Source organism: Streptomyces sp. NBC_00457 (genome assembly GCF_036014015.1).
Taxonomy (GTDB): Bacteria; Actinomycetota; Actinomycetes; order Streptomycetales; family Streptomycetaceae; genus Streptomyces.
Genome location: NZ_CP107905.1, coordinates 8,156,089 through 8,179,423, shown reverse-complemented (window position 1 = coordinate 8,179,423; position 23,335 = coordinate 8,156,089). Strand labels below are relative to the sequence as shown.

Genomic DNA, 23,335 nt, shown 5'->3' with positions numbered 1-23,335 from the left:
CGCGACCTGCCTTACGGGGCCATGATCACTCGCTCCAAAGCAGCTCCAGCCCAAAGCCGTTCCGCCTACCAGCGCTGCAGCAGGTCGCGTCAACCTAAATCATCAGCCCGAAGCGAACCCATCATGTCTGCAACATCTCTCATCTCCTGAATATAGCTTTCCGTGGAATCAGAGCCTGATAGCTCACGCCTGCTGTAATCACCCCCGTCCTCATCAAGGTCCGGAATCTTATCTACGGCTTCACCGTAGCCGGGGAAAGTTCGTTCCGGATCCTCATATTCATTCGCGAAAGCCAAAACCCCTTCCATTACCGAATGATCAATCATCGAGTCAGGCCCCATCTCAGCCCATGCCGCAATCGCACCCTCAGCATATCTCTGCATATCCTCCTCGACGTCTAGAATTGCCGATTTCGGAACAATATCGGAGACATTCTCAAGGAAGCCTTTAGCGGATTCCATCAAGTCCCAGGACGACAGATCTCCTGTGATCCATTCAATCGCCATATCGACAGCGTCCGGGAGGGCGCGACGCAATGACTCCCGATCCGACTCGTTCAAAAACTGAATAATGTCGATAACATCCTGCGGATCGTATGCTTCCAAAATGGCTTCGTCTTCAACGATCGCCTTTCGCGCACACTCTAGGATCGGTTCAGATGCGAGGGCTTCACCAAGGTGTAGATACACCCTCGCACGTTGCGCTGGATCGGTGCTCGCATTCACACCATCACCACGGAGGCCCTGTGAGTCAAACGCCTTCAACGCTACGTTTTCGACGATCTTCAAATTCCGCTTGAAGAACTGAAGAACTTCTTCTTGCTCATTAGCCATCACCAAGAGAGCCTCGATCTGCTCAAAATGAGAGAAGCACTTGATGAGCTGGAGGAAATTCGAGCGATCCTCAAGGAGGTATTCTCGCATGAAGTCACGAACTGACGGGTTATGGAAGGCCAGGAAGATCCTATCGGATTTTCGATAAGTTCTTAGCATCGTCCCGTCAAGCGTCGCGAGAGAGGTTCGCAGATCTCTTGAACTTCGCTCCAGGGAAACCCAGAGATCTTGCATATCCCCCAAGTAAACGCCGCCCATAAACGAGTAGGTGAGCGCCAGAAGTTGAACGTCAGGGTCTTTCAGCTGATGACTCACTATATGAGACCACACGCTTCGAGGGTCTCTAAGATTCTCCAGGATGCGTCTCCCAATATCCTCGCCAGCGGACGGGAAGCTATCCGCTTCGGCAATTGTCGCTGCCACCACCCGGGGGTTGAAGTTCTGATGCTGAATAATTGGCCGATATACTGCAGGATCCGCAAAGTTTGACTTTATGTCATCACTGAGCCCGGACGCATAGACGTGATTGTAGAGAATGGTTCCTCTGGCACGGTACGTGTAATCCGCCATATCAACAACACAGGTCTGCAGATCGAAGCGGTGCCTATGGAGCTTTTCGTATCGCTGGCGCGCCTGAGCGAGGATGTACTCACGCGTCGTGAGAATAAACCGCTTGTTACGAGACTTTTCAATCCTGTCCATAAAGGCAAGAAGGCGGCTGTCTTCGTTCTTTCCGAGCTTTTCTTCTAGAGTTGTCTGCCCTAGAAAATCGTCATAGTAGTAGATCTGCGCAACTTTGTCGTCCCAGAGAGAGTTCGCTTCCTCAAGATCCGCAGATACCTCGACTAGCTCATAGCCTTCGCTCACATATCCAGCACAGAGAACTTGCGCCAAAGTTGTCTTACCGATCCCGGGAATCCCTGCTATGACGCACGTGTGCCGCGTCTCCAGAAGGTCCACAGCCCTGCCGTAGCTCTCATTAGGCGCATATGTTCGAAGCGTGGAATCCAACTCTTCTGCAAGTTGCTGAGAGCGCGTCAAAACGCTTTTAGAAAGTAGTGCAGACAAGACCGAAGCACTGGTCAACCATAGGCGCACATGACGCCTGACAACACTTTCATGTTTGCGAAGCAGAGCATTTATTTCCGTGATGCCGTAGATGTCACTCGGCGTTTTCACGTATGGTGACAGGATATTGTATATCTTATCCTTGGCGCCCTTCGTCAACTCTACGGAAGTGGCTAGGATATATCTATCCGGTTGCAGTCTTTGCACTTTCGTGAGCTCGGAATTCTTAATGCGCTCTATTAGTTTTGAGCGTGGCGAGCGAACCCAGTGCTTACATTGGACGACTAGGTGAGTGCCGCCTGCATGGAGATAGCGGAGATCGACTCCAGAATCGGCACCAGGCGAGAATATTTCTAGCCTTACCCTATACTCCGCCTCGAATATGTCCTTGCAGACAGCCTCGAAATCGAAATCCGTTAGCCTGGTTAGATCGAAGTTCTCCATAACTCCCGTCCCCGCTTAGCGTTCCTCGCATTATGGACTGACACCGGGACAGTTCACCCAGAGATACGCGAAGTCCGCCGCGAGCTGTCTGCGCGGCGGACTTCGCGAAGCGCTAGCGCTCTCTATGCCGGAACGCCCTCCCGGGCCGTCCTCAGGCCGCAGAAGGGCGCTCAACAATGGCCAACGCCGACAACTGCCGCCAGCTCACCAGCAGATCAGGACACCGATCGTCCAGGCGGCCGCCAGTCACGGCCGCCCCCCATCAGTTGTGGCTGTGCAGGATCTCGTTCAGCCCGCCCCACACCGCGTTGTTCGGCCGGGCCTCCACCGTGCCGGTGATCGAGTTGCGGCGGAAGAGGATGTTGGAGGCGCCGGAGAGTTCGCGGGCCTTGATGATCTGGCCGTCGGGCATGGTGACGCGGGTGCCGGCGGTGACGTAGAGGCCTGCCTCGACCACGCACTCGTCGCCGAGCGGGATGCCGACGCCCGCCTCGGCGCCGATGAGGCAGCGCTCGCCGATGGAGATGATCACGTTGCCGCCGCCGGACAGGGTGCCCATCGTGGAGGCGCCGCCGCCGATGTCCGAGCCGTCACCGACGACGACGCCAGCGGAGATGCGGCCCTCGACCATCGACGTGCCGAGGGTGCCCGCGTTGAAGTTGACGAAGCCCTCGTGCATGACCGTCGTGCCCTCGGCGAGGTGCGCGCCCAGGCGGACGCGGTCGGCGTCGGCGATGCGGACGCCCTTGGGGGCCACGTAGTCCGTCATGCGCGGGAACTTGTCGACGGACGGCACGGCCAGGTGGAGGCCCTCGGCGCGGGCGTTCAGCCGCACCTTCTCGATGTCGTCGACGGCGACCGGTCCGAGCGAGGTCCAGGCGACGTTGGCGAGGAAGCCGAACATGCCGTCCAGGCTCTGGCCGTGCGGCTTGACCAGGCGGTGGGAGAGGAGGTGCAGGCGGAGGTAGACGTCGTGCGCGTCGGTCGGCTTCTCGGCGAGCGACGCGATGACCGTACGGACCGCTACCACCTCTACGCCACGGCGGGCGTCCGGGCCGATCGCCTTCGCGGCGCCTTCGCCGAGCAGTTCCACGGCCCGCTCGGTGGACAGCCGCTCGGTGCCGGACGGGCCGGGCTCGGCGGAGAGCTCCGGCGCGGGGAACCAGGTGTCGAGGACGGTGCCGTCGGCGGCGATCGTGGCGAGGCCGGCGGCAACGGCTCCGCCGGTGGTGGTGCTGGGTGCAGTCGTGTCGGTCATGAGGGCAACCTAACCGGCGGGGGGTGGGGTGGGCCAACCGGTGGGGGTGGCGTCTCAGGTGGCGGGCCGGTGGGGGTGGCCCGTGGGTGCCAGACAGCCGGTGGGGGTGGCCGTGGGTGCCCGTCGGCCTGTGGCTGCCGTCAGTACGGCCATGGCGGCCACCGCGCCGAGTCCCGCGCACACGGGCCAGAGCATCCCGGGCGCCCTCTCGTACAGCGCTCCGCCCAGGGGTGCCGCCAGGACCGTGCCGCTCATGGACACTCCGGCGTAGAGGGACTGGAAGCGGCCCTGGACGTGCTCGGGAGCCTGGTCGGCCACATAAGCCGTCGCCGTTGTCTTGTAGAGCAGTTCGCCGAGGGTCAGGAGGGTCATCATGGTCACCGCCGTCACCAGGCCCGCGCCCAGCAGCAGCACGCCGTATCCCGCGGCCACGAGCAACAGGCCGGTGCCGACGATCCGCAGCGGCGACCGTCGCCGCAGCGCCAGCGCCGCGGGCAGCTCCAGGCACAGCAGCACGGCGCCGTTGATCGCGAGCAGTGCCCCGTAGGTGCGCGTGTCCATGCCGTGGTCGGCGAGGAAGAGCGGGTAGGTGGAGTACTGCTGCCGGTAGACCACGTCGGTGACCAGGATCGCCGCGAGGAGGATCAGTACGGCCGGGCGTGCGCGCAGTTCCGGCCAGACCCGGCCGGTACCGCCGGGGGACCGTGCGGCGCCTCGCGGTGGGACCACTCGAGCCGTCCAGCAGGCCAGCGTCAGGCTGCCCAGGCCTTCGGCGACGTAGAGCCAGTCGTACGAGAACCTGGTCGCGACCACCGCGCCGAGCAGAGGGCCGACGGTGAAGCCGCCGTTCGCCGCCGCCCGTACGACGGCGAAGGCCTGGCGACGGGACCCCTCCGGCACGATGACGGCCACGAGCGCCGAGTTGGCCGCCCGCTGGACACCCGCGGCGTACTGGCACAGGGGCAGTGCGGCGTACAGGGCCGGTGTCGGGAGGAGGGGGACGGCGGCCAGGAGCAGGCCGGATGTGACGGCTCCGGTCAGCAGCACGCGGCGGTGGCCGAAGCGGTCGCCGTACCAGCCGCCGGTGAAGTTGCCCGCGAGCAGACCGATGCCCCCGACCCCGCTGAGCAGGCCGGCCTCTGCCGTGTCGAGGCCCCGGGGCCCGGTGAGGTAGAGGAAGAGGTAGGCGAAGCTCACGCTCACGGCCATGTTGGCGAAGGTGCCGCAGGCCAGTAGCCAGACAGTTCTCGGTACGTCCTTGAGCACGCATCCCCCCAGTGAGTTCCTTTTGGGAACTCACTGTGTCAGCATGACAGCCTCGGGTCAACGACGATCGAACGACGACCGACCGGCGACCGACCGGCGATCGGTGGCGGAAGGGACGTACGGCCATGGCGCGCAGGACTCGCCTGGAGGACTCCACCTGCGCCATCGCGCAGGCCCTGGACGTCGTCGGCGACTGGTGGACCCTGCTGATCGTGCGGGACACCGCGCGCGGAGTGCACCGGTTCGACGAGCTGCAGCGTGAACTAGGGCTGTCCAGAAAGGTGTTGACCGAGCGGTTGCGGCTTCTGGTGGAGGCCGATGTGCTGGTTCGGGTGCCCTATCAGGAGCGCCCTGTGCGGTACGAGTACCGGCTCACCCCGCGCGGCCTTGCCCTGTTGCCCGTACTCGTCGCCCTTCAGGACTGGGGAGATGCCTGGGTTCTGGGGGACGGGAGCACGACGGCCACGGCGGCGGAGGCGTCCGTCGAGGCGCGGCGGGTGCACGAGTTGACGGGCACGCGGGTTCCCGAGCTGCACCTCGTCGATGACGGCGGGGAGTTGCTCGATCCCGTTGTGGCGGAGAGTCCGTTCACCGTTCTGTACTGCTTCCCGGGGGCCTATGCGCGCGCCGACTCCTATCCGCCCGGGTGGTCGGAGATTCCCGGTGCGCCGGGCTGCACTCTGGAGTCCTGTACGTACCGGGACCGGCTCGGTGAGTTCCGCGCTGCGGGGGCGAGTGTGCACGGGGTGTCCACTCAACGTCCGGACGAGCAGCGGGCGTTCGCGGAGAAGGAGCGGCTGGGGTTTCCGTTGCTGTCGGACTCCGGACTGGCCCTGGTCGCGGGGTTGCGGTTGCCGACGTTCCGGGCGGCGGGGGCGGACCGGCTGAAGCGGCTCACACTGGTCGTCGACCGGGAGCGGGTCGTCCGGGACGTGCAGTACCCGGTCACCGATGTCGCGGGGAGCGTGACGGCGGCGCTGGCCGTCGTCAAGGGGCTTGGCGCGGGCCAGAGGGAATGATCCGCGCCAATGCCTCGCGGGCGTACTCCTCATCGTACGTCTCATCGGTGAGGAGTACCTGGAGGCAGATGCCGTCCAGCAGCGCGACCAGGGCGCGTGCGGTGACCGGGTCCGTGCGCGGGGTGAGGCGGTCGGCCAGGTCCTGGACCCATTCGGCGGCGACGGGGCGGAGGGCGGGGCGGCGCAGGGCGGCGAGGTAGAGCTCGCACTCCAGCTCCACGCCGGTGCGGTCGCCCGCGAGCCATTCGCCTGTCGCGGCGGCGAGTTCGGAGGCCAGGTCGGTGTCCGGGTTCTCCAGGGCGCCGCGTGAGGCGATGACTTTGGCGAAGCCCTCGTTGGCCTGGCGGAGGGCGGCGACCATCAGGTCGTCCAGGGTCTTGAAGTGGTACGTGGTGGAGCCCAGCGGTACGTCGGCCTCCGCCGCGACTGTGCGGTGGGTCAGTCCGGCGAGACCACTGCGTCCTACGACCCGGATGGCGGCGTCGATGATCCGCTGGCGGCGTTCGGGGTCGTAGCGCCTGGCCATCAGTGCGCTCCCCCGAGGTTCAGTACCACCACGCCGCCCACGATGAGCAGGATTCCGGCGACCTTCGTGAAGGTCAGCGCCTCGTCGAACAGCCAGAGCCCGAGGACGGCGATCGTCGCGGTGCCCACGCCGGCCCAGATCGCGTAGGCCGTGCCTATGCCGACGGTCTTGAGGGTCTGGGCGAGCAGGGTGAAGGAGACGACATAGCCGAGGAACGTCAGAAGGGACGGCCAGAGCTTGCTGAAGCCGTCGCTGTACTTCATGGCGGTCGTCGCCGCCACCTCGGCCGCGATGGCGCCGATGAGGGTCAGGTATCCCATGTGTACGAGCGTACATAACCGGTGGGGCTGCGCTGACCCCGGATGCGGAAACCGCTCTCTCCAAAAGGGCTGCTCCCGGCCCCCTTGGTCCACTACTGTTTCACCGTTCACATACCGGGTCTTCGCAGCCGCGGCCTGCCCTGTCGTTCATGGGCGCCGCTGAAGGACAGTGCATGCCAGACACCACGCCACGCCCTCCGCGGAACCAACCCTGGGAGAAAGGCTGGGCCCCTGACACCTCCCGGATACCGGGAACGCGACGGCTCTGGCTGGCCGGCACCCTCGCGGTGGCCACCGTCGCCGCGTGTGTCACGGCGATCGTCATGACGGACAGGGAAGTTGACGAAGCGTCAGGCACTCCGCAGACCCCCGTCAACGCCACCCTGCCCGGCCTGATCTCCTTCGGCTCACCCTCACCGAGTACGACGGCTCCCCCCAAGGGCAAGGGCGGCCTGTCCTCCCCCGACCCCACGACGAAGGCGCCGCCCCGGCACAGCTCCACGCCCACGCCCTCCGCCGAGCCGTCCAAGCCGACGGCACCGGAGGAGAGTTCACCGGCCCCCGTCTCCCGCTGGAAGTCGGTCCGCGCGGTCAACTACCCCGACCGCTACTGGCACGCCACCGACGACTACGTGACCGTCGACCCGATCACCTCCGCCTCGGCCGCCGAGGACGCCACCTTCAAGGTGGTCGACGGCCTTGCGAAGTCGTCCTGTTACTCCTTCGCCACCGCCGACGGCGGCTACCTGCGCCACCGCAACTTCGTCCTGCGCTCCGAACGCGACGACGGCTCCCGCCTCTTCGAACAGGACGCCACCTTCTGCGCCCGCCCCGCGTCCTCCTCCGGCGCGGTCATGCTGGAGTCCGTGAACTACCCCGGCCGCTTCCTCCGCCACCGGAACTTCGTCGTCCGCCTGGAGTCGTACGACCACAGCGACCTGTACCGCCGGGACTCGGCGTTCCAGGTGGTGGCAGGCCTCAAGGACTGAGGCTCGAACAGGGACGGCGCATGACTGAGGCCCCCGGATTCGCTCCAGGGGCCTCAAGACGAAGGGTCGGCTACTCAGACGTCAATCTCAGACGTTGAACCCCAACGCCCGCAGCTGCTCGCGTCCGTCGTCCGTGATCTTGTCCGGGCCCCACGGCGGCATCCAGACCCAGTTGATGCGGAGTTCGTTGACGAGGCCGTCCGTGGCGGACTTGGCCTGGTCCTCGATGACGTCCGTCAGCGGGCAGGCCGCGGAGGTCAGGGTCATGTCGATCGTCGCGATGTTCGCGTCGTCGATGTGAATGCCATAGATCAGGCCGAGGTTGACGACGTCGATGCCCAACTCGGGGTCGACGACGTCGTACAGCGCCTCGCGGACTTCTTCCTCCGAGGCCGGCTTCATCTCAACCGTGTCGCTCATGCCGTCTTCCTTTCAGCGGCGTCGGAACCCAGCGCCTGGGCCGTCGCGTCCTTCCACGCCATCCAGCTCAGCAGCGCGCACTTCACCCGGGCCGGGTACTTGGAGACACCGGCGAACGCGACCGCGTCCTCCAGTACCTCCTCCATGGCGTCGTCGGGCTCGATCTTCCCCTTGGACTGCATCAGCTCCAGGAAGGTCTCCTGGATCTTCTGCGCGTCGGAGAGGTCCTTGCCGACCAGCAGTTCGTTCAGCACGGACGCCGAGGCCTGGCTGATGGAACAGCCCTGGCCCTCGTACGAGACGTCCTCGATCGTCGAGCCGTCGTACTTCACACGCAGGGTGATCTCGTCGCCGCACGTCGGGTTCACATGGTGCACCTCGGCGTCGCCATCCCTCAGACCACGCCCGTGCGGGTTCTTGTAGTGGTCCAGGATGACTTCCTGGTACATGGAATCCAGTTTCACCGTCTCAGCACGCCCCTCAGCCGAAGAAGTTCCGTACGTGCTCCAGGCCGTCCACCAGAGAGTCGATCTCGGCCGGCGTGGAGTACAGATAGAACGACGCTCGCGTGGTCGCAGGAATTCCGTACCTCAGGCAGACCGGCCGTGCGCAGTGGTGGCCGACCCGGACCGCGATGCCCTGCTCGTCGAGGACCTGGCCCACGTCGTGCGGGTGGATGTCGCCGAGCGTGAAGGAGATCGCGGCGCCCCGGTCCTCGGCCGTCGTCGGGCCGATGATGCGCAGGTCAGGGACGCCCGCAAGGCGCTTGACCGCGTACTCGGTGAGCGCGTGCTCATGGGCGAGGATCTTGTCCATGCCGATCGCGGACAGATAGTCGATCGCCGCGCCCAGGCCGACCGCCTGCGCGATCGGAGGCGTGCCCGCCTCGAACTTGTGCGGGGCGGGAGCGTAGGTCGACGAGTGCATCGACACCGTCTCGATCATCTCGCCGCCGCCGAGGAACGGGGGGAGATCCTCGAGCAGCTCCTGACGGCCCCACAGCACGCCTATGCCGGTCGGGCCGCACATCTTGTGGCCGGTGAAGGCGACGAAGTCGGCCTGGAGGGCCTGCACGTCCAGCGGCATGTGGGGCGCCGCCTGGGAGGCGTCGATGCAGACGAGAGCACCGACCTCCTGTGCGCGGCGGATGATTGTCTCGACCGGGTTGACCGTCCCGAGGATGTTCGACACCAGCACGAAGGAGACGATCTTCGTCTTCTCCGTGATGATCTCGTCGATGTTGGAGAGGTCGAGGCGGCCGTCGTCGGTCAGGCCGAACCACTTCAGCTTCGCGCCCGTGCGCTGCGACAGCAGCTGCCACGGGACGATGTTGGAGTGGTGCTCCATCTCCGTGATGACGATCTCGGTCTCGTGGTCCACCCGGTAGGGGTCGTCGGCCCAGCCGAGCATGTTGGCCACGAGGTTGAGCGACTCGGAGGCGTTCTTGGTGAAGATCACCTCGTCGCGGCTGGGCGCGTTGATGAACTCCGCGACCTTGTCGCGCGCGCCCTCGTACAGCGCCGTGGCCTCCTCGGCGAGGACGTGCACGCCACGGTGGACGTTGGCGTTGTAGCGCTCGTAGTACTCGCTCAGGGCGTCCAGCACCTGGCGCGGCTTCTGCGAGGTCGCCGCGTTGTCCAGGTACACGAGCTTCTGACCGTCGTGGACCGTGCGGTCCAGGATGGGGAAGTCCTTGCGGAGCGCCTCGGTGTCGAGGAGGCCCGGCAGCTGTGTCACGCGGATGCGCCACCCTTCGCGTAAGCCTCGTAGCCCTCGTTCTCCAGCTTGTCGGCGAGCTCCGCGCCGCCGGACTCCGCGATGCGGCCGGCCGAGAAGACGTGAACGTAGTCGGGCTTGATGTAGCGCAGGATGCGCGTGTAGTGCGTGATCAGCAGGGTGCCGACCTCGCCGGTCTCACGGACGCGGTTGACGCCCTCGGAGACGACGCGCAGGGCGTCGACGTCCAGGCCGGAGTCGGTCTCGTCGAGGATCGCGACCTTCGGCCTGAGCAGCTCCAGCTGAAGGATCTCGTGGCGCTTCTTCTCACCGCCGGAGAAGCCCTCGTTCACGTTGCGCTCGGCGAAGGCGGGGTCCATGTTGAGGCGCTCCATGGCCTCCCTGACCTCCTTCACCCAGGTACGCAGTTTGGGGGCCTCGCCGCGGATCGCGGTGGCGGAGGTGCGCAGGAAGTTGGAGACCGAGACGCCGGGGACCTCGACCGGGTACTGCATCGCCAGGAACAGGCCCGCGCGGGCGCGCTCGTCGACGGACATCTCCAGGACGTCCTCGCCGTCGAGGGTGACGGTGCCCTCGGTGATCGTGTACTTGGGGTGACCCGCGAGCGAGTAGGCGAGGGTCGACTTGCCGGAGCCGTTCGGGCCCATGATGGCGTGCGTCTCGCCCTGCTTCACGGTGAGGTCGACGCCCTTGAGGATCTCCTTCGTGGCGTTGTCGGCCTCGACGGTGACGTGCAGGTCTCGGATTTCAAGCGTTGCCATGGGTGCCTCAGGACTCCTGGGAAAGGGAGACGAGCACATCGTCCCCTTCGATCTTTACGGGATATACGGGGACGGGGCGCGTCGCGGGAAGGCCGGACGGTTTGCCGGTGCGGAGGTCGAAGCTGGAGCCGTGCAGCCAGCACTCGATCTGGCAGTCCTCCACCTCGCCCTCGGAGAGCGACACGTTCGCGTGGGAGCAGATGTCGTGGATCGCGAACACCTCGCCCTCGGTCTGCACGACCGAGACCGGCGTGCCGTCGAGTTCCACCCTCTTCGGGGTGTCCTCCTCCAGCTCGCTCAGCCCACAGGCGCGTACGAACGTCATCAGACGGACGCCTCCAGCTCCTCGTCGATCTTCACGAGAAGGCGCTCTTCGATGTCGTCGACGCCGATCTGCTGGACCAGTTCGGCGAAGAAGCCGCGGACCACTAGGCGGCGGGCCTCGTCGGCCGGGATGCCGCGGGCCATCAGGTAGAAGAGCTGCTCGTCGTCGAAGCGGCCGGTCGCCGAGGCGTGACCCGCGCCGACGATCTCGCCGGTCTCGATCTCCAGGTTCGGCACGGAGTCGACCCGGGCGCCGTCCGTCAGGACGAGGTTGCGGTTCATCTCGTACGTGTCCGTGCCCTCGGCCTTGGCCTCGATCAGCACGTCACCGATCCACACTGCGTGCGCGTCGTCGCCCTGGAGCGCGCCCTTGTAGGCGACGTTGGACTTGCAGTGCGGGGTGTTGTGGTCGACCAGGAGACGGTGCTCCTGGTGCTGGCCGGCGTCGGTGAAGTACAGGCCGAAGAGCTCGGCCTCGCCACCGGTGCCGGCGTAGGCGACGCGCGGGTGCAGACGTACGAGATCGCCGCCGAAGGTGACCACGAACGACTTGAAGGTGGCGTCGCGGCCGATCAGCGCGTTGTGCTGGCCGACGTGCACGGCCTTGTCGTCCCAATCCTGGACCGAGACGACGGTCAGCTTGGCGCCGTCGCCCAGGACGTAGTCGACGTTGGCTGCGAGCACCGCGTCACCGGTGTGGTCGATGACGACGACAGCCTCGGCGAAGGCGCCCAGCTCGATGACCTGGTGGCCGTAGGCGATCCCGCCCTGGCCGTGTACGGCGATACGGATGGGCTCGGTGAGCACCGTCTCCTTGGGGACGGTGACCACGCCGGCCTTCTCGAACGCCGAGTACGCCTGGGCGGCGACGCGGTCCACCGGGGTGCCGGCCTTGCCGATCCGGGCGTCGTCACGGCCGACGGTCTCGACGATGACGCCCTCGGGGGCGTCGATGTCGACCTTCACGCCGTCACCGGTGGCGACTGCGGTGCCGTCGTGCAGCCCGCGCAGGCGCTCCAGCGGGGTGAACCGCCATTCCTCCTCGCGGCCGTGCGGGACCGGGAAGTCCGCCACGTCGAAGGAGGGCGGGGCGCTCATGCGCGTGGCGACGGTCGACTCGGCGGCCACCGCGATCTGGCCGGCGGTGGTGGACCCCACCGGGATGTTCTGAGCCTCAGCCATGGCTGTCGGTCTGCTCTCTTCCTACGTCAAGAAATCTGGCGACTGCTTCGGGCGGCGGGTCTTAACCGACCGCGCCTTCCATCTGCAGCTCGATCAGCCGGTTGAGCTCGAGGGCGTACTCCATGGGCAGCTCCTTCGCGATCGGCTCGACGAAGCCGCGCACGATCATCGCCATCGCCTCGAACTCGCTCAGACCGCGGCTCATCAGGTAGAAGAGCTGGTCCTCGGAGACCTTGGAGACGGTCGCCTCGTGGCCCATGGAGACGTCGTCCTCACGGACGTCGACATACGGGTACGTGTCGGAGCGGGAGATCGTGTCGACGAGCAGTGCGTCACACAGCACGTTCGACTTCGAGCCGTGGGCGCCCTCGCCGATCTCCACCAGACCACGGTAGGAGGTACGGCCGCCACCGCGGGCCACGGACTTCGACACGATGTTGGACGACGTGTTCGGCGCCATGTGGACCATCTTGGAGCCGGCGTCCTGGTGCTGGCCCTCGCCGGCGAAGGCGATGGACAGGGTCTCGCCCTTGGCGTGCTCGCCCATCAGGTAGACGGCGGGGTACTTCATCGTCACCTTGGAGCCGATGTTGCCGTCGATCCACTCCATGGTCGCGCCCTCGTAGGCGACGGCGCGCTTGGTGACCAGGTTGTAGACGTTGTTCGACCAGTTCTGGATGGTCGTGTAGCGGCAGCGGGCGTTCTTCTTGACGATGATCTCGACCACGGCGCTGTGCAGCGAGTCCGACTTGTAGATCGGCGCCGTGCAGCCCTCGACGTAGTGCACATAGGCACCCTCGTCGACGATGATCAGGGTCCGCTCGAACTGGCCCATGTTCTCCGTGTTGATGCGGAAGTAGGCCTGGAGCGGGATCTCCACGTGCACGCCCTTCGGCACGTAGATGAAGGAGCCGCCCGACCACACGGCGGTGTTCAGCGAGGCGAACTTGTTGTCACCGACCGGGATGACGGTCCCGAAGTACTCCTTGAAGAGCTCCGGGTGCTCCTTCAGCGCGGTGTCGGTGTCCAGGAAGATGACGCCCTGCTCCTCCAGGTCCTCGCGGATCTGGTGGTAGACGACCTCCGACTCGTACTGCGCGGCGACACCGGCCACGAGGCGCTGCTTCTCCGCCTCCGGGATGCCGAGCTTGTCGTACGTGTTCTTGATGTCCTCGGGCAGGTCCTCCCAGGACTCCGCCTGCTTCTCCGTGGAGCGCACGAAGTACTTGATGTTGTCGAAGTCGATGCCCGAGAGGTCGGAGCCCCAGTTCGGCATGGGCTTCTTGTCGAAGAGGCGCAGACCCTTGAGGCGGAGCTTGGTCATCCACTCCGGCTCGCTCTTCTTCGCCGAGATGTCGCGGACGACGTCCTCGTTGATGCCGCGCTTGGCAGAGGCGCCGGCCGTGTCGGAGTCGGCCCAGCCGTATTCGTACTTGCCCAGGCCCTCGAGCTCGGGGTGAGCAGTCTCCGTGGGCAGAGTCATGCGGGGTTCCTCCCGGCCGTGCTTGCAGATGCGTTATGGGTGTTCTTGGAAATCTTTGGGATGAATGTCGTACAGACGCCGTCACCGTGGGCGATGGTTGCGAGCCGCTGGACATGCGTCCCGAGGAGCTGCGAGAAGATCTCCGTCTCGACCTCGCACAGCTGCGGGAACTTCTCCGCGACATGGACCACCGGGCAGTGGTGCTGGCAGAGCTGCTCGCCGACCGGTGCGCTGCGCGCCGTAGCAGCGTACCCGTCCGCGCTCAGGGCCTTGGCCAGGGCTTCGGTCCGCTCCTCGGGGGCCGCGGCCTCGATCGCCTTGCGGTACACGGCGGCCTGCTCGGCGATCCTGGCGCGCGCGAAGGCCACGACCGCCTCGTCGCCGCCGAAGCGCTCCTGGATGTAGCGCAGGGCGTCCGCCGCGAGTTTGTCGTACGACTGGTCGAAGGCGTCGCGTCCGCAGTCCGTCAGGGCGAACACCTTGGCGGGCCGACCGCGCGTCCGCGCGCCGTACACCCGCTGCTCGCGCGCCTCCACGACGTCGTCCGCGACCAGCGCGTCCAGATGCCGTCGTACGGCGGCCGGGGTGAGGCCCAGCCGGCCGGCCAGCTCGGTGACGGTCGAGGGCCCGTGGTCCAGGATGGACCGCGCGACCCGGTTGCGGGTGGACCGCTCACCGGTCGCGAGTTCCTCCTGGGGGGTACCCGTGGGGGTCTCCCGAGCCTCGCCGACGTTTTTCACAACGCCATTGTTGCGTAATTCCTCAGGACCGGGCAAGCGGCGTCCTGCTCCGTGGACGGTGCCCTGCGTCACTTAGGCATACCTAATCTGACCTGCGGGAACGATCTTTGATCGATCAATTCGGTGGCGCATCCGTGGCCCTTCCAGCACACTCCCCAACCATGCCCACACCCCCTCCGACCGGCCCACTTGTCACGCGGACCACCCTCACCGAGGGGCTGCGCCAACTGGGTGTCGAACCCGGCGAAATCCTCCTCGTGCACTCCTCGCTCAGCTCCCTCGGCTGGGTCTGCGGAGGCGCCGTCGCGGTCGTCCGGGGACTGCTCGACGCGCTCGGCCCCGACGGCACCCTCGTGGTTCCCGCCCAGTCCGGCGACCTGTCCGATCCGGCGGTGTGGAGCAACCCGCCGGTGCCCGAGGAGTGGTGGGGGACGATCCGGGCCACGATGCCCGCCTACGACCCCCTCGTCACGCCCACGCGCGGGGTCGGCGTCGTCCCGGAGACCGTACGGACGTGGCCCGGCGCCGTGCGCAGCGACCACCCGCAGACGTCGTTCGCCGCGGTCGGCCCGCGCGCGGGCGAGGTGATCGGCGGGCACGCCACCGACTGCCGGCTCGGTGAGCGCAGCCCGCTGGCGAGGCTGGAGGCGCTGCACGCGCGCGTGCTGCTGCTCGGCGCCGGCTACGACGCGTGCACGAGCTTCCATCTGGCCGAGTACCGGATACCCGCACCGCTGGTTCAGGTGGGCCGCCCCGGACCGGCCGGATGGGAGGTGGTGACCGAGGTGTCGATCACCTCGGAGCGCTTCGACGAGCTGGGGCACGACTTCGAACGGGACCGGCCCGTCGTACGCGGGACGGTGGGCGCCGCCGACGTACGGCTGTTCCCGGTGGCGGACGCCGTCGCCTACGCGGAGCGGTGGCTGGCGATACACCGCCCCCGCGAGGAGGGGATCCTGAACCCGCCCGTCTGAGACGGCGAGCGCGTACCTAGACTCTGGACCCATGCGAAGTGAGCCCGTGGTCCAAGTCCAGGCCCTGGTGAAGCGGTACGGCACGAAGACCGCGGTGGACGGCCTCGACCTGGTGGCCGATGCGGGTGTGACCGCCGTGCTCGGACCCAATGGCGCGGGCAAGACGACGACCGTCGAGACCTGCGAGGGGTACCGGAAACCGGATTCCGGCACGGTGCGGGTCCTGGGCCTCGACCCGGTGCGGCAGTCGGCCGCGTTGCGCCCCCGTATCGGCGTGATGCTGCAGTCCGGCGGTGTGTACTCCGGTGCGCGGGCCGACGAGATGCTGCGGCATGTGGCGAAGCTGCACGCGCACCCCCTGGACGTGGACGGGCTGATCGAGCGGCTCGGGCTCGGCAGCTGCGGACGGACGACGTACCGCCGGCTGTCCGGCGGGCAGCAGCAGCGCCTGGCACTGGCGATGGCGGTCGTGGGCCGCCCTGAACTGGTGTTCCTGGACGAGCCGACGGCGGGGCTCGACCCGCAGGCCCGCCGGGCGACCTGGGACCTGGTGCGCGATCTGCGTACGGACGGCGTCTCGGTCATCCTCACCACCCACTACATGGACGAGGCCGAGCAGCTGGCCGATGACGTCGTGATCGTGGACGCGGGCCGGGTCATCGCCCAGGGCACGCCCGAGGAGCTGTGCCGCGGCGGCGCCGAGAACACCCTGCGGTTCACCGGCCGCCCCGGTCTGGACGTGGGCTCCCTGCTCAAGGCCCTGCCCGTCGACTGCACCGCCGCCGAGCTGACCCCGGGCTCCTACCGGGTCGCCGGCAAGGTGAACCCCCAACTCCTCGCGACGGTCACGTCCTGGTGCGCCCAGCACGGCGTGATGCCGGACCGGATATCGGTGGAACGGCACACGCTCGAGGACGTGTTCCTGGAGCTCACGGGTAAGGAGTTGCGCTCATGATTCCGGCCGGCGAGCGGGTCTGCCGGGGGTCCGGCCCGCGGCGCAGCCGCAATTGGATACTGCGCACCCCGGGAAGACACAGCCTGGAGATGACCGGCAAGGAGCTGCGTTCATGACGACGACCGTGGGTGCGTACGCGCCGAAGCCCGGTGCCGCCCCGCTCCCCCGCATGATCGCGGCGCAGGCGGTGCTGGAGACCAAGATGCTGCTGCGCAACGGTGAGCAGCTGCTGCTGACGGTCGTCATCCCGACGCTGCTGCTGGTCCTGTTCAGCACGGTGGACATCGTCGACACCGGCGCGGGCGAGACCGTCGACTTCCTCGCCCCCGGCGTCCTCGCGCTGGCGGTGATGTCGACGGCGTTCACGGGGCAGGCGATCGCGACGGGCTTCGAGCGGCGGTACGGCGTCCTGAAGCGCCTCGCCGCCTCCCCGCTCCCCCGCTGGGGCCTGATGACGGCGAAGACGGCGTCGGTGCTGGTCACCGAGGTCCTGCAGATCGCCCTGCTGACGGCGATCGCCTTCGCCCTCGGCTGGTCCCCGCACGGCAACCCCCTCGCCGTACTCCTCCTCCTGCTCCTCGGCACGGCCGCCTTCTCGGGGCTGGGACTACTGATGGCGGGCACGCTGAAGGCGGAGGCGACGCTGGCCGCGGCGAATCTCGTGTTCCTGCTGCTGCTCGTGGGAGGCGGGGTCATCGTCCCGCTGGACAAGTTCCCGTCCGGCGCCCAGGACGTGCTCGGGCTGCTGCCCATCTCCGCACTGTCGGACGGACTGCGGGACGTGCTGCAGCACGGGGCCGGGATGCCCTGGGGTGACCTGGGGATTCTGGCGGTGTGGGCAGTCGTGGGGCTGGGAGCGGCGGGGAAGTTCTTCCGCTGGGAATAGGCGCCCGGTGGACCCTCGTGAACGCGTGCACAAGCGGCCCCCTACGATGGGTCCCGTGCCAAACGTGACCCGCGCCGACGCCGTAGCCGCCGTGCGCAACCCGCTCGCCTTCATCGCCGCACGCTGGACCCCGCATCCCCGGACGGTTCAGCGGGCGGCTCTCGCCGCGCTCGTCATGTCGGTGGTCATCGTGGTGACCGGCGGGGCGGTACGGCTGACCGGCTCGGGCCTCGGCTGTCCGACCTGGCCCAAGTGCACCGCCGACTCGCTGACCACCACCAGCGAGATGGGGCTGCACGGCGTCATCGAGTTCGGCAACCGCATGCTGACGTATGCGCTGTGCGCGGCCGTCGGTTGGGCGATCATCGCCGCGCGTTCCGAGAAGCCGTCCCGGCGCCGCCTGACCCGGCTGGGCTGGGCGCAGTTCTGGGTCGTGATGGGCAACGCGGTGCTCGGCGGCATCGTGGTGCTGGTCGGCCTCAACCCGTATACGGTCGCCGCGCACTTCCTGCTGACCTCCGCCCTGATCGCGGTCGCCACCGTGATGTGGCAGCGCACGCGCGAGGGTGACGGGGTGCCGCGTCCGCTGGTCGGCAAGGTGGTGCGGCAGCTGGTGTGGGTCCTGGTGGGAGTCACCGTGCTGTTGATCGCGGTCGGCACGGTGGTCACCGGCACGGGTCCGCACGCGGGCGACTCCAGCGACGTGCCGCGCATGGACCTGCCGATGGGCATGGGCTGGGAGGACGTCAGCAAGCTGCACGCCGTGCTGGCCTGGATCGTGGTGACGCTGGTCTTCGCCCTGTGGTTCGTGCTCAAGGCGGTCGACGCCCCCAAGGGCCCGCTGGCCCGCACCCGCGAACTGTTCCTGATCCTGCTCGCCCAAGGCGTCATCGGCTACGTCCAGTACTTCACGGACCTCCCCGAGATCCTGGTCGGCGCCCATATGTTCGGCTCGTGCCTGGTGTGGATCGGGACGCTGAGGGTGCTGCTGGCGCTGCGGGAGCGGCCCGAGGGTGTCGTGGATGTGCCGGGCCCGGCGGCCGAGGCGGCCCTCACCAGGGCCTGACGCTCACCTCGTCCGTCCGCTCACTCCAGCCCGTACACCCGCCGCGCGTTCCCGGCCGCGATCAGCGCGGCCACCCGCTGCGCGTCCGCCAGCGACCATGCCCCCTCGGCCACCCAGCCGCCGAGCACCCGCCCGAGCGCCTCGCGGAACAGCCGCGCCCCCACGACGTGCAGCTCCGGCAGCCCCTGGGCCCCGCTGGAGAAGACGATCTTGCCGAAGGGGGCCAGTTCGAGGATCTCGGCGAGGACGGTCGCGGCGCGGGCGCCGGTGCGGGCCAGGGCGGCGCCGGAGTCGGCGTAGACGTGCGGGAAGACGCCGGCGAGGTGGGCGGCGTGCCGGTGGTAGGGGTAGCTGTGCAGCAGGACGAGGTCCGTGCCCAGGCCCGCGGTGGCCCGTACGAAGTCGGTGAGCAGGACGGGGTCGGTGCGGTCGATGCGTAAGCCCGGTTCGCCGAGCCCGGCGTGCAGCTGAAGGGGCAGCCCCGACGCCACCGCGATCCACAGCAGGTGCCGCAGCAGCACCGGGTCGCTCAGCTCCCCGCCGACCCGCCGCCCCGCCAGCCAGCGCCCCGCCGCGCCGCGCACCTCCCCGGGCCCCGGCGGCTCGGGCGCCAGCGCCAGCCCGTGCCGCACCCCTGCCACGGACGTGAAGGCGACGGCACTCCCGGCCGCTCCGTGCACCGATTCGGCGAGGTTGGCGAGGAACGACTCCACCGTGCCGGACGTGTCGGCGACCTGTTCGGCGAGCAGCTCCAGCCGTACGATCTCGCGCGCCTCGGCGGAGGCGGCGGATGCTACCTCGTCGGGTCCTGTGAGGTCGCCGGGCAGCCCCGTGTCGATCAGATACGTCGTGATGCCGCTGCCGCGCAGCAGCCTGCGGCCCGATTCCAGTACGCCGAGTTCACGGCGCCGGGCGAGATAGCGGGCGGGCGGACAGTGCGGTTCCAGGCCGAGCAGCGGGGGGCACCAACGCCGTACGGCGAACCCGGTCTGGGTGTCGAAGAGGGTGGTACCGGGCGCGGGCGGGCCCTCGGTACGGGACAGCTGCGCCTCGAAGGTGCCGAGGCCCAGCTCGGTCCGCAGTACGCCATGGCAGTATTGGTCCACGAGGGACGGCATCTCGATCATCCTGGCTCCCCGTTGCTGGACCGTGTCGTTCTACGGTCCTAACGGGTGAGCCCGCGTTCAGGTGTTGCTCGTACACACCCCGGGCGAACGACCGACTGATGTCAGCCTCGGGACCCGCCGAGCTGAATGCCCGCCATCCGCTTCCACTCGTACGTCCCCGTCGTCACCTTCGCGGCGAACTCCCCGTCGAAGTCCTCGTGGACCGTGATCCCGGACTTCTCCACCGCCTTCTGGGCGATCTCGTACGAGGGGGCCACCAGGTCGCCCCAGCCGCCGTCCGCGCCGACGAGGATGATGCGGGCGCCGCGTTCGCCGATGTAGGCGATCTGCCCCTCGGCGCCGCCGTGGGCCTTGGAGAAGGTGCTGATCTGCTGGGCGAGCCGGGCCACCTTGCGCTCGGCCTTCGCGTCAACCTGCTGCGTGTCTGCCATGGTCAGGATGCTACTCACGGGTAGATCAGCTGGCGAGACCAGGGGCGTGTGATGCGTACGTCAGCGCAGGAAGGGGTCCACCGCGACCGCGACGAAGAGGATCGACACATAGGTGATCGACCAGTGGAACAGCCGCATCTCCTTGAGCTTCGCGCCCGTCACCTCGGCCTTGGCGCGGCTTTGAAGACCGTGCGCCTCCCAGAGCCAGAAGCCGCCCGCCAGCAGCGCGACCAGCGTGTAGAACCAGCCCGTGTAGCCGAGCGGGGTCAGCAGCAGGGACACCGCGACCATCACCCAGCTGTAGAGGACGATCTGCCTGGCGACCACCTTGTTGCTGGCGACGACCGGCAGCATCGGCACGCCCACGCGCGCGTAGTCCTCTTTCACCTTCATGGACAGCGGCCAGTAGTGCGGCGGCGTCCAGAAGAACATGACGAGGAAGAGGATGATCGGCGCCCACGACATGGAGTTGGTGACGGCCGACCAGCCGATGAGGACCGGCAGGCAGCCCGCGATGCCGCCCCACACGATGTTCTGCGAGGTACGGCGCTTGAGGATCATCGTGTAGACGACGACGTAGAAGAGGAGTGCGCCCAGCGACAGCCAGGCGGAGAGCCAGTTGACGGCCAGGCCGAACAGCAGCGTCGAGACGATGGCCAGGGTGATGCCGAAGGCCAGGCACTCGCGCGGGCTGACCATGCCGGTGACGAGGGGGCGCTGCGAGGTGCGGTCCATGAGCGCGTCGATGTCGCGGTCGATGTACATGTTCAGCGCGTTGGCGCCTCCGGCGGAGAGATAGCCGCCGACGCAGGTGAGCAGGACCAGCTTCATGTCCGGAACGCCCTGCTCGGCGAGGAACATCACCGGAACGGTGGTGATCAGCAGCAGCTCGATGATCCGCGGCTTGGTCAGCGCCACGAACGCCTTGATCCGGGCCCCTACCGGCCGCCGGCTCGGGCTCTGGCTCGCCCCGATAACCCCCGCAGGACGGGATTCAACGGCCGTCACGCACACCCCTGACAGAGACATCCCAGCAAGCCTGAACCGTGAAGTCCCGGTAAAGGCTCGCGCGTACCACGCCACTGTAGACGTTGCCCAGACCCGGACATTCGCGGGGGTGGGGTCGTGTTGAGCGGCGCCCGTGGACGAGGCCCGGGACAGTCGATTGAGCACTCTTCCGAGCGGCTCCGTATTCAGATGCCGAACACGAAACGGACCGGTCGGGAGGCGGATCCGGGGCAGCCCCGGCAGTCTGGAATGACTCGAAAAACCGCGCGTACTGGCGGGGGTAGGCTCGACAACGGCCGGGGCGTGCAGAGCACCGGCAATCGACGTGCATGACATGCACCGGCATGGCGACATGCGTGACGTTCCGACATGCGTGACATGTGGAGAGGAGCCCTGACCCAGGGTGAGCACCAAGCCGACCACCACAGACCTCGAGTGGACCGAGCTGGACCAGCGGGCCGTCGACACCGCCCGCGTCCTGGCCGCCGATGCCGTACAGAAGGTCGGCAACGGCCATCCCGGTACGGCGATGAGCCTGGCGCCCGCCGCCTACACCCTCTTCCAGAAGGTGATGCGGCACGACCCGGCGGACGCCGACTGGACCGGACGCGACCGCTTCGTGCTGTCCGCCGGGCACTCGTCCCTGACCCTCTACACCCAGCTGTACCTGGCCGGCTTCGGCCTGGAGCTGGACGATCTGAAGGCCTTCAGGACGTGGGGTTCGAAGACCCCGGGCCACCCGGAGTACGGCCACACCACCGGCGTGGAGACCACCACCGGCCCGCTCGGCCAGGGTGTCGCCAACGCGGTGGGCATGGCGATGGCCGCCCGCTACGAGCGCGGTCTGTTCGACCCGGAGGCCGCCGAGGGCACCTCCCCCTTCGACCACTTCGTCTACTGCGTCGCCGGTGACGGCTGCCTCCAGGAGGGCATCTCCGCCGAGGCCTCCTCCATGGCCGGCCACCAGAAGCTCGGCAACCTGATCCTGCTGTGGGACGACAACCACATCTCGATCGAGGGCGACACCGAGACCGCTGTCTCCGAGGACACCGTCAAGCGGTACGAGGCGTACGGCTGGCATGTGCAGCGCGTCGCCCCGAAGCCGGACGGCGACCTCGACCCGCACGCCATCTACAACGCCATCGAGGCCGCGAAGCAGGTGACGGACAAGCCGTCCTTCATCGCGATGCGCTCGATCATCGCGTGGCCCGCCCCGAACGCGCAGAACACCGAGGCCGCGCACGGCTCGGCGCTCGGCGACGACGAGGTGGCCGCCACCAAGCGCGTCCTCGGCTTCGACCCGGAGCAGTCCTTCGAGGTCTCGGACGAGGTCCTGGGCCACACCCGCGCACTGGGCGAGCGCGGCCGGCAGGCCAAGGCGGAGTGGGAGAAGTCGTTCCAGGAGTGGCGCAACAACAACCCGGAGCGCGCCGCCGAGTTCGACCGCATCAGCAAGGGCGAGCTGCCCACCGGCTGGGAAGAGAAGATCCCGGTCTTCGAGGCGGGCAAGGGCGTCGCCACGCGTGCCGCGTCCGGCAAGATCCTGCAGGCGCTCGGCGCGGTCATCCCCGAGCTGTGGGGCGGCTCGGCCGACCTGGCCGGCTCCAACAACACGACGATCGACAAGACGTCGTCGTTCCTCCCGGCGGACAACCCGCTCCCGGAGGCCGACCCGTACGGCCGGACCATCCACTTCGGCATCCGCGAGCACTCCATGGCCGCGGAGATGAACGGCATCGCGCTGCACGGCAACACCCGTATCTACGGCGGCACGTTCCTCGTCTTCTCCGACTACATGCGCAACGCCGTCCGTCTGTCGGCGCTGATGCACCTGCCGGTGACGTACGTATGGACGCACGACTCCATCGGGCTCGGCGAGGACGGCCCCACACACCAGCCGGTCGAGCACCTCGCCTCACTGCGTGCGATTCCGGGCCTGAATGTCGTGCGGCCGGCCGACGCCAACGAGACCGCCATCGCCTGGCGCGAGATCCTCAAGCGCTACACCAAGGTCTTCGGCAAGGGTGCCCCGCACGGTCTCGCGCTGACCCGGCAGGGCGTGCCGACGTACGAGCACAACGAGGATGCCGCGCGCGGTGGTTACGTGATGTTCGAGGCGTCCACGGGCACGCCGGAGGTCATCCTGATCGCGACCGGTTCCGAGGTGCACGTCGCCGTCGGAGCGCGCGAGCAGCTGGAGGCGGACGGGGTGCCGACGCGAGTCGTGTCCATGCCGTCCGTGGAGTGGTTCGAGGAGCAGGACCAGGGGTACCGGGACAGCGTCCTGCCGCCTTCCGTGAAGGCGCGTGTGGCGGTCGAGGCCGGGATCGGACTCACCTGGCACAAGTACGTGGGGGACGCCGGTCGCATCGTTTCCCTGGAGCACTTCGGTGCTTCGGCGGACGGCAAGGTCCTTTTCCGCGAGTTCGGGTTCACTGCCGAGAACGTCGCCGCCGTAGCGCGGGAATCGATCGCCGCAGCCCAGCGCTGACGCTCACATACGACACGTAGGAGATGC

The 23,335-nt window shown here is 67.5% G+C and carries 23 protein-coding genes; 7 read left to right on the top strand and 16 right to left on the bottom strand.

Annotated features, from left to right (window positions below; translation table 11 throughout):
* Positions 1-89 precede the first annotated feature (89 nt).
* The 3 genes from OG828_RS37340 to OG828_RS37330 form a co-directional block, all read right to left on the bottom strand.
* On the bottom strand, positions 90-2,345 hold the full coding sequence (locus tag OG828_RS37340; RefSeq protein ID WP_328503671.1) for a restriction endonuclease: 2,256 nt from the start codon (positions 2,343-2,345) through the stop codon (positions 90-92).
* A 262-nt stretch (positions 2,346-2,607) separates the two neighbouring features.
* Positions 2,608-3,603, bottom strand: a complete 996-nt coding sequence (gene dapD, locus OG828_RS37335; protein ID WP_328503670.1) for a 2,3,4,5-tetrahydropyridine-2,6-dicarboxylate N-succinyltransferase — start codon at positions 3,601-3,603, stop codon at positions 2,608-2,610.
* Between the two features lie 54 nt (positions 3,604-3,657).
* A complete protein-coding gene (locus OG828_RS37330) occupies positions 3,658-4,869 on the bottom strand; it encodes an MFS transporter (protein WP_443062464.1) in 1,212 nt (403 codons plus the stop codon).
* Positions 4,870-4,994: 125 nt separating this feature from the next.
* Here OG828_RS37330 and OG828_RS37325 point away from each other — a divergent pair, with 125 nt between their 5' ends.
* Entirely contained in the window at positions 4,995-5,888 is an 894-nt protein-coding gene (locus OG828_RS37325) for a winged helix-turn-helix transcriptional regulator (RefSeq protein WP_328503669.1), read from the top strand.
* Here OG828_RS37325 and OG828_RS37320 read toward each other — a convergent pair.
* Together OG828_RS37320 and OG828_RS37315 are read right to left on the bottom strand one after the other, a co-directional pair.
* Positions 5,857-6,414, bottom strand: coding sequence for a TetR/AcrR family transcriptional regulator (locus OG828_RS37320; protein WP_328503668.1), 558 nt, complete (start codon positions 6,412-6,414; stop codon positions 5,857-5,859). The genes OG828_RS37325 and OG828_RS37320 overlap by 32 nt on opposite strands.
* Positions 6,414-6,734, bottom strand: a complete 321-nt coding sequence (locus OG828_RS37315; protein ID WP_210575738.1) for a DMT family transporter — start codon at positions 6,732-6,734, stop codon at positions 6,414-6,416. Before OG828_RS37315 ends, OG828_RS37320 begins: the two co-directional genes overlap by 1 nt.
* Before the next feature lie 173 nt (positions 6,735-6,907).
* Between OG828_RS37315 and OG828_RS37310 the strand changes: the two genes are divergently transcribed.
* On the top strand, positions 6,908-7,723 hold the full coding sequence (locus OG828_RS37310; protein WP_328503667.1) for an AbfB domain-containing protein: 816 nt from the start codon (positions 6,908-6,910) through the stop codon (positions 7,721-7,723).
* 87 nt (positions 7,724-7,810) lie between these two features.
* On the opposite strand, the gene OG828_RS37305 is transcribed toward OG828_RS37310, so the two are convergent.
* The 8 genes from OG828_RS37305 to OG828_RS37270 all read right to left on the bottom strand — a co-directional run bounded on the left by OG828_RS37305 (position 7,811) and on the right by OG828_RS37270 (position 14,370).
* Positions 7,811-8,143, bottom strand: a complete 333-nt coding sequence (locus OG828_RS37305) for a metal-sulfur cluster assembly factor (RefSeq protein ID WP_055636909.1) — start codon at positions 8,141-8,143, stop codon at positions 7,811-7,813.
* Positions 8,140-8,607: a Fe-S cluster assembly sulfur transfer protein SufU gene (gene sufU / locus OG828_RS37300; RefSeq protein ID WP_328366809.1), complete on the bottom strand. Its 468-nt coding sequence runs from the start codon at positions 8,605-8,607 to the stop codon at positions 8,140-8,142. Before sufU ends, OG828_RS37305 begins: the two co-directional genes overlap by 4 nt.
* 16 nt (positions 8,608-8,623) lie before the next feature.
* Positions 8,624-9,880: a cysteine desulfurase gene (locus tag OG828_RS37295; RefSeq protein ID WP_328366807.1), complete on the bottom strand. Its 1,257-nt coding sequence runs from the start codon at positions 9,878-9,880 to the stop codon at positions 8,624-8,626.
* Positions 9,877-10,641 (bottom strand): Fe-S cluster assembly ATPase SufC, encoded by a 765-nt coding sequence (gene sufC / locus OG828_RS37290; RefSeq protein ID WP_328366804.1) that lies wholly within the window; start codon positions 10,639-10,641, stop codon positions 9,877-9,879. Before sufC ends, OG828_RS37295 begins: the two co-directional genes overlap by 4 nt.
* A 7-nt stretch (positions 10,642-10,648) precedes the next feature.
* Positions 10,649-10,966 (bottom strand): non-heme iron oxygenase ferredoxin subunit, encoded by a 318-nt coding sequence (locus tag OG828_RS37285; RefSeq protein ID WP_210575747.1) that lies wholly within the window; start codon positions 10,964-10,966, stop codon positions 10,649-10,651.
* Positions 10,966-12,147, bottom strand: a complete 1,182-nt coding sequence (gene sufD / locus OG828_RS37280; RefSeq protein WP_328503666.1) for a Fe-S cluster assembly protein SufD — start codon at positions 12,145-12,147, stop codon at positions 10,966-10,968. The genes OG828_RS37285 and sufD overlap by 1 nt, the downstream gene beginning before the upstream one ends.
* Positions 12,148-12,208: 61 nt before the next feature.
* Positions 12,209-13,630, bottom strand: coding sequence for a Fe-S cluster assembly protein SufB (sufB, locus tag OG828_RS37275; RefSeq protein ID WP_031057584.1), 1,422 nt, complete (start codon positions 13,628-13,630; stop codon positions 12,209-12,211).
* Positions 13,627-14,370: a helix-turn-helix transcriptional regulator gene (locus OG828_RS37270; RefSeq protein ID WP_328366795.1), complete on the bottom strand. Its 744-nt coding sequence runs from the start codon at positions 14,368-14,370 to the stop codon at positions 13,627-13,629. Before OG828_RS37270 ends, sufB begins: the two co-directional genes overlap by 4 nt.
* A gap of 161 nt (positions 14,371-14,531) precedes the next feature.
* On the opposite strand from OG828_RS37270, the gene OG828_RS37265 reads away from it, so the two are divergent.
* The 4 genes from OG828_RS37265 to OG828_RS37250 all read left to right on the top strand — a co-directional run bounded on the left by OG828_RS37265 (position 14,532) and on the right by OG828_RS37250 (position 18,251).
* A complete protein-coding gene (locus tag OG828_RS37265; protein ID WP_328503665.1) occupies positions 14,532-15,344 on the top strand; it encodes an aminoglycoside N(3)-acetyltransferase in 813 nt (270 codons plus the stop codon).
* 31 nt (positions 15,345-15,375) lie between these two features.
* The gene (locus tag OG828_RS37260) at positions 15,376-16,299 is read left to right on the top strand and encodes an ABC transporter ATP-binding protein (RefSeq protein WP_328366789.1); all 924 of its coding nucleotides are present in this window, start codon (positions 15,376-15,378) and stop codon (positions 16,297-16,299) included.
* Between the two features lie 112 nt (positions 16,300-16,411).
* Complete coding sequence (locus OG828_RS37255; RefSeq protein ID WP_328366786.1) at positions 16,412-17,185, top strand: ABC transporter permease; 774 nt, start codon at positions 16,412-16,414, stop codon at positions 17,183-17,185.
* A gap of 46 nt (positions 17,186-17,231) precedes the next feature.
* A complete protein-coding gene (locus OG828_RS37250; RefSeq protein WP_328366783.1) occupies positions 17,232-18,251 on the top strand; it encodes a COX15/CtaA family protein in 1,020 nt (339 codons plus the stop codon).
* A 20-nt stretch (positions 18,252-18,271) separates the two neighbouring features.
* Here the strand turns inward: OG828_RS37250 and OG828_RS37245 are convergent, their stop codons facing one another.
* From OG828_RS37245 to OG828_RS37235, 3 genes are all read right to left on the bottom strand, one after another.
* On the bottom strand, positions 18,272-19,378 hold the full coding sequence (locus tag OG828_RS37245) for an amidohydrolase family protein (protein ID WP_328366780.1): 1,107 nt from the start codon (positions 19,376-19,378) through the stop codon (positions 18,272-18,274).
* Between the two features lie 101 nt (positions 19,379-19,479).
* A complete protein-coding gene (locus OG828_RS37240; RefSeq protein WP_328503664.1) occupies positions 19,480-19,809 on the bottom strand; it encodes a hypothetical protein in 330 nt (109 codons plus the stop codon).
* 60 nt (positions 19,810-19,869) lie between these two features.
* A complete protein-coding gene (locus OG828_RS37235) occupies positions 19,870-20,838 on the bottom strand; it encodes a heme o synthase (RefSeq protein WP_328366775.1) in 969 nt (322 codons plus the stop codon).
* 382 nt (positions 20,839-21,220) lie between these two features.
* On the opposite strand from OG828_RS37235, the gene tkt reads away from it, so the two are divergent.
* Positions 21,221-23,308 carry a transketolase gene (gene tkt, locus OG828_RS37230; RefSeq protein WP_328503663.1) on the top strand — a complete coding sequence of 696 codons (2,088 nt, stop codon included), beginning with the start codon at positions 21,221-21,223 and terminating at the stop codon, positions 23,306-23,308.
* Positions 23,309-23,335: the final 27 nt, after the last annotated feature.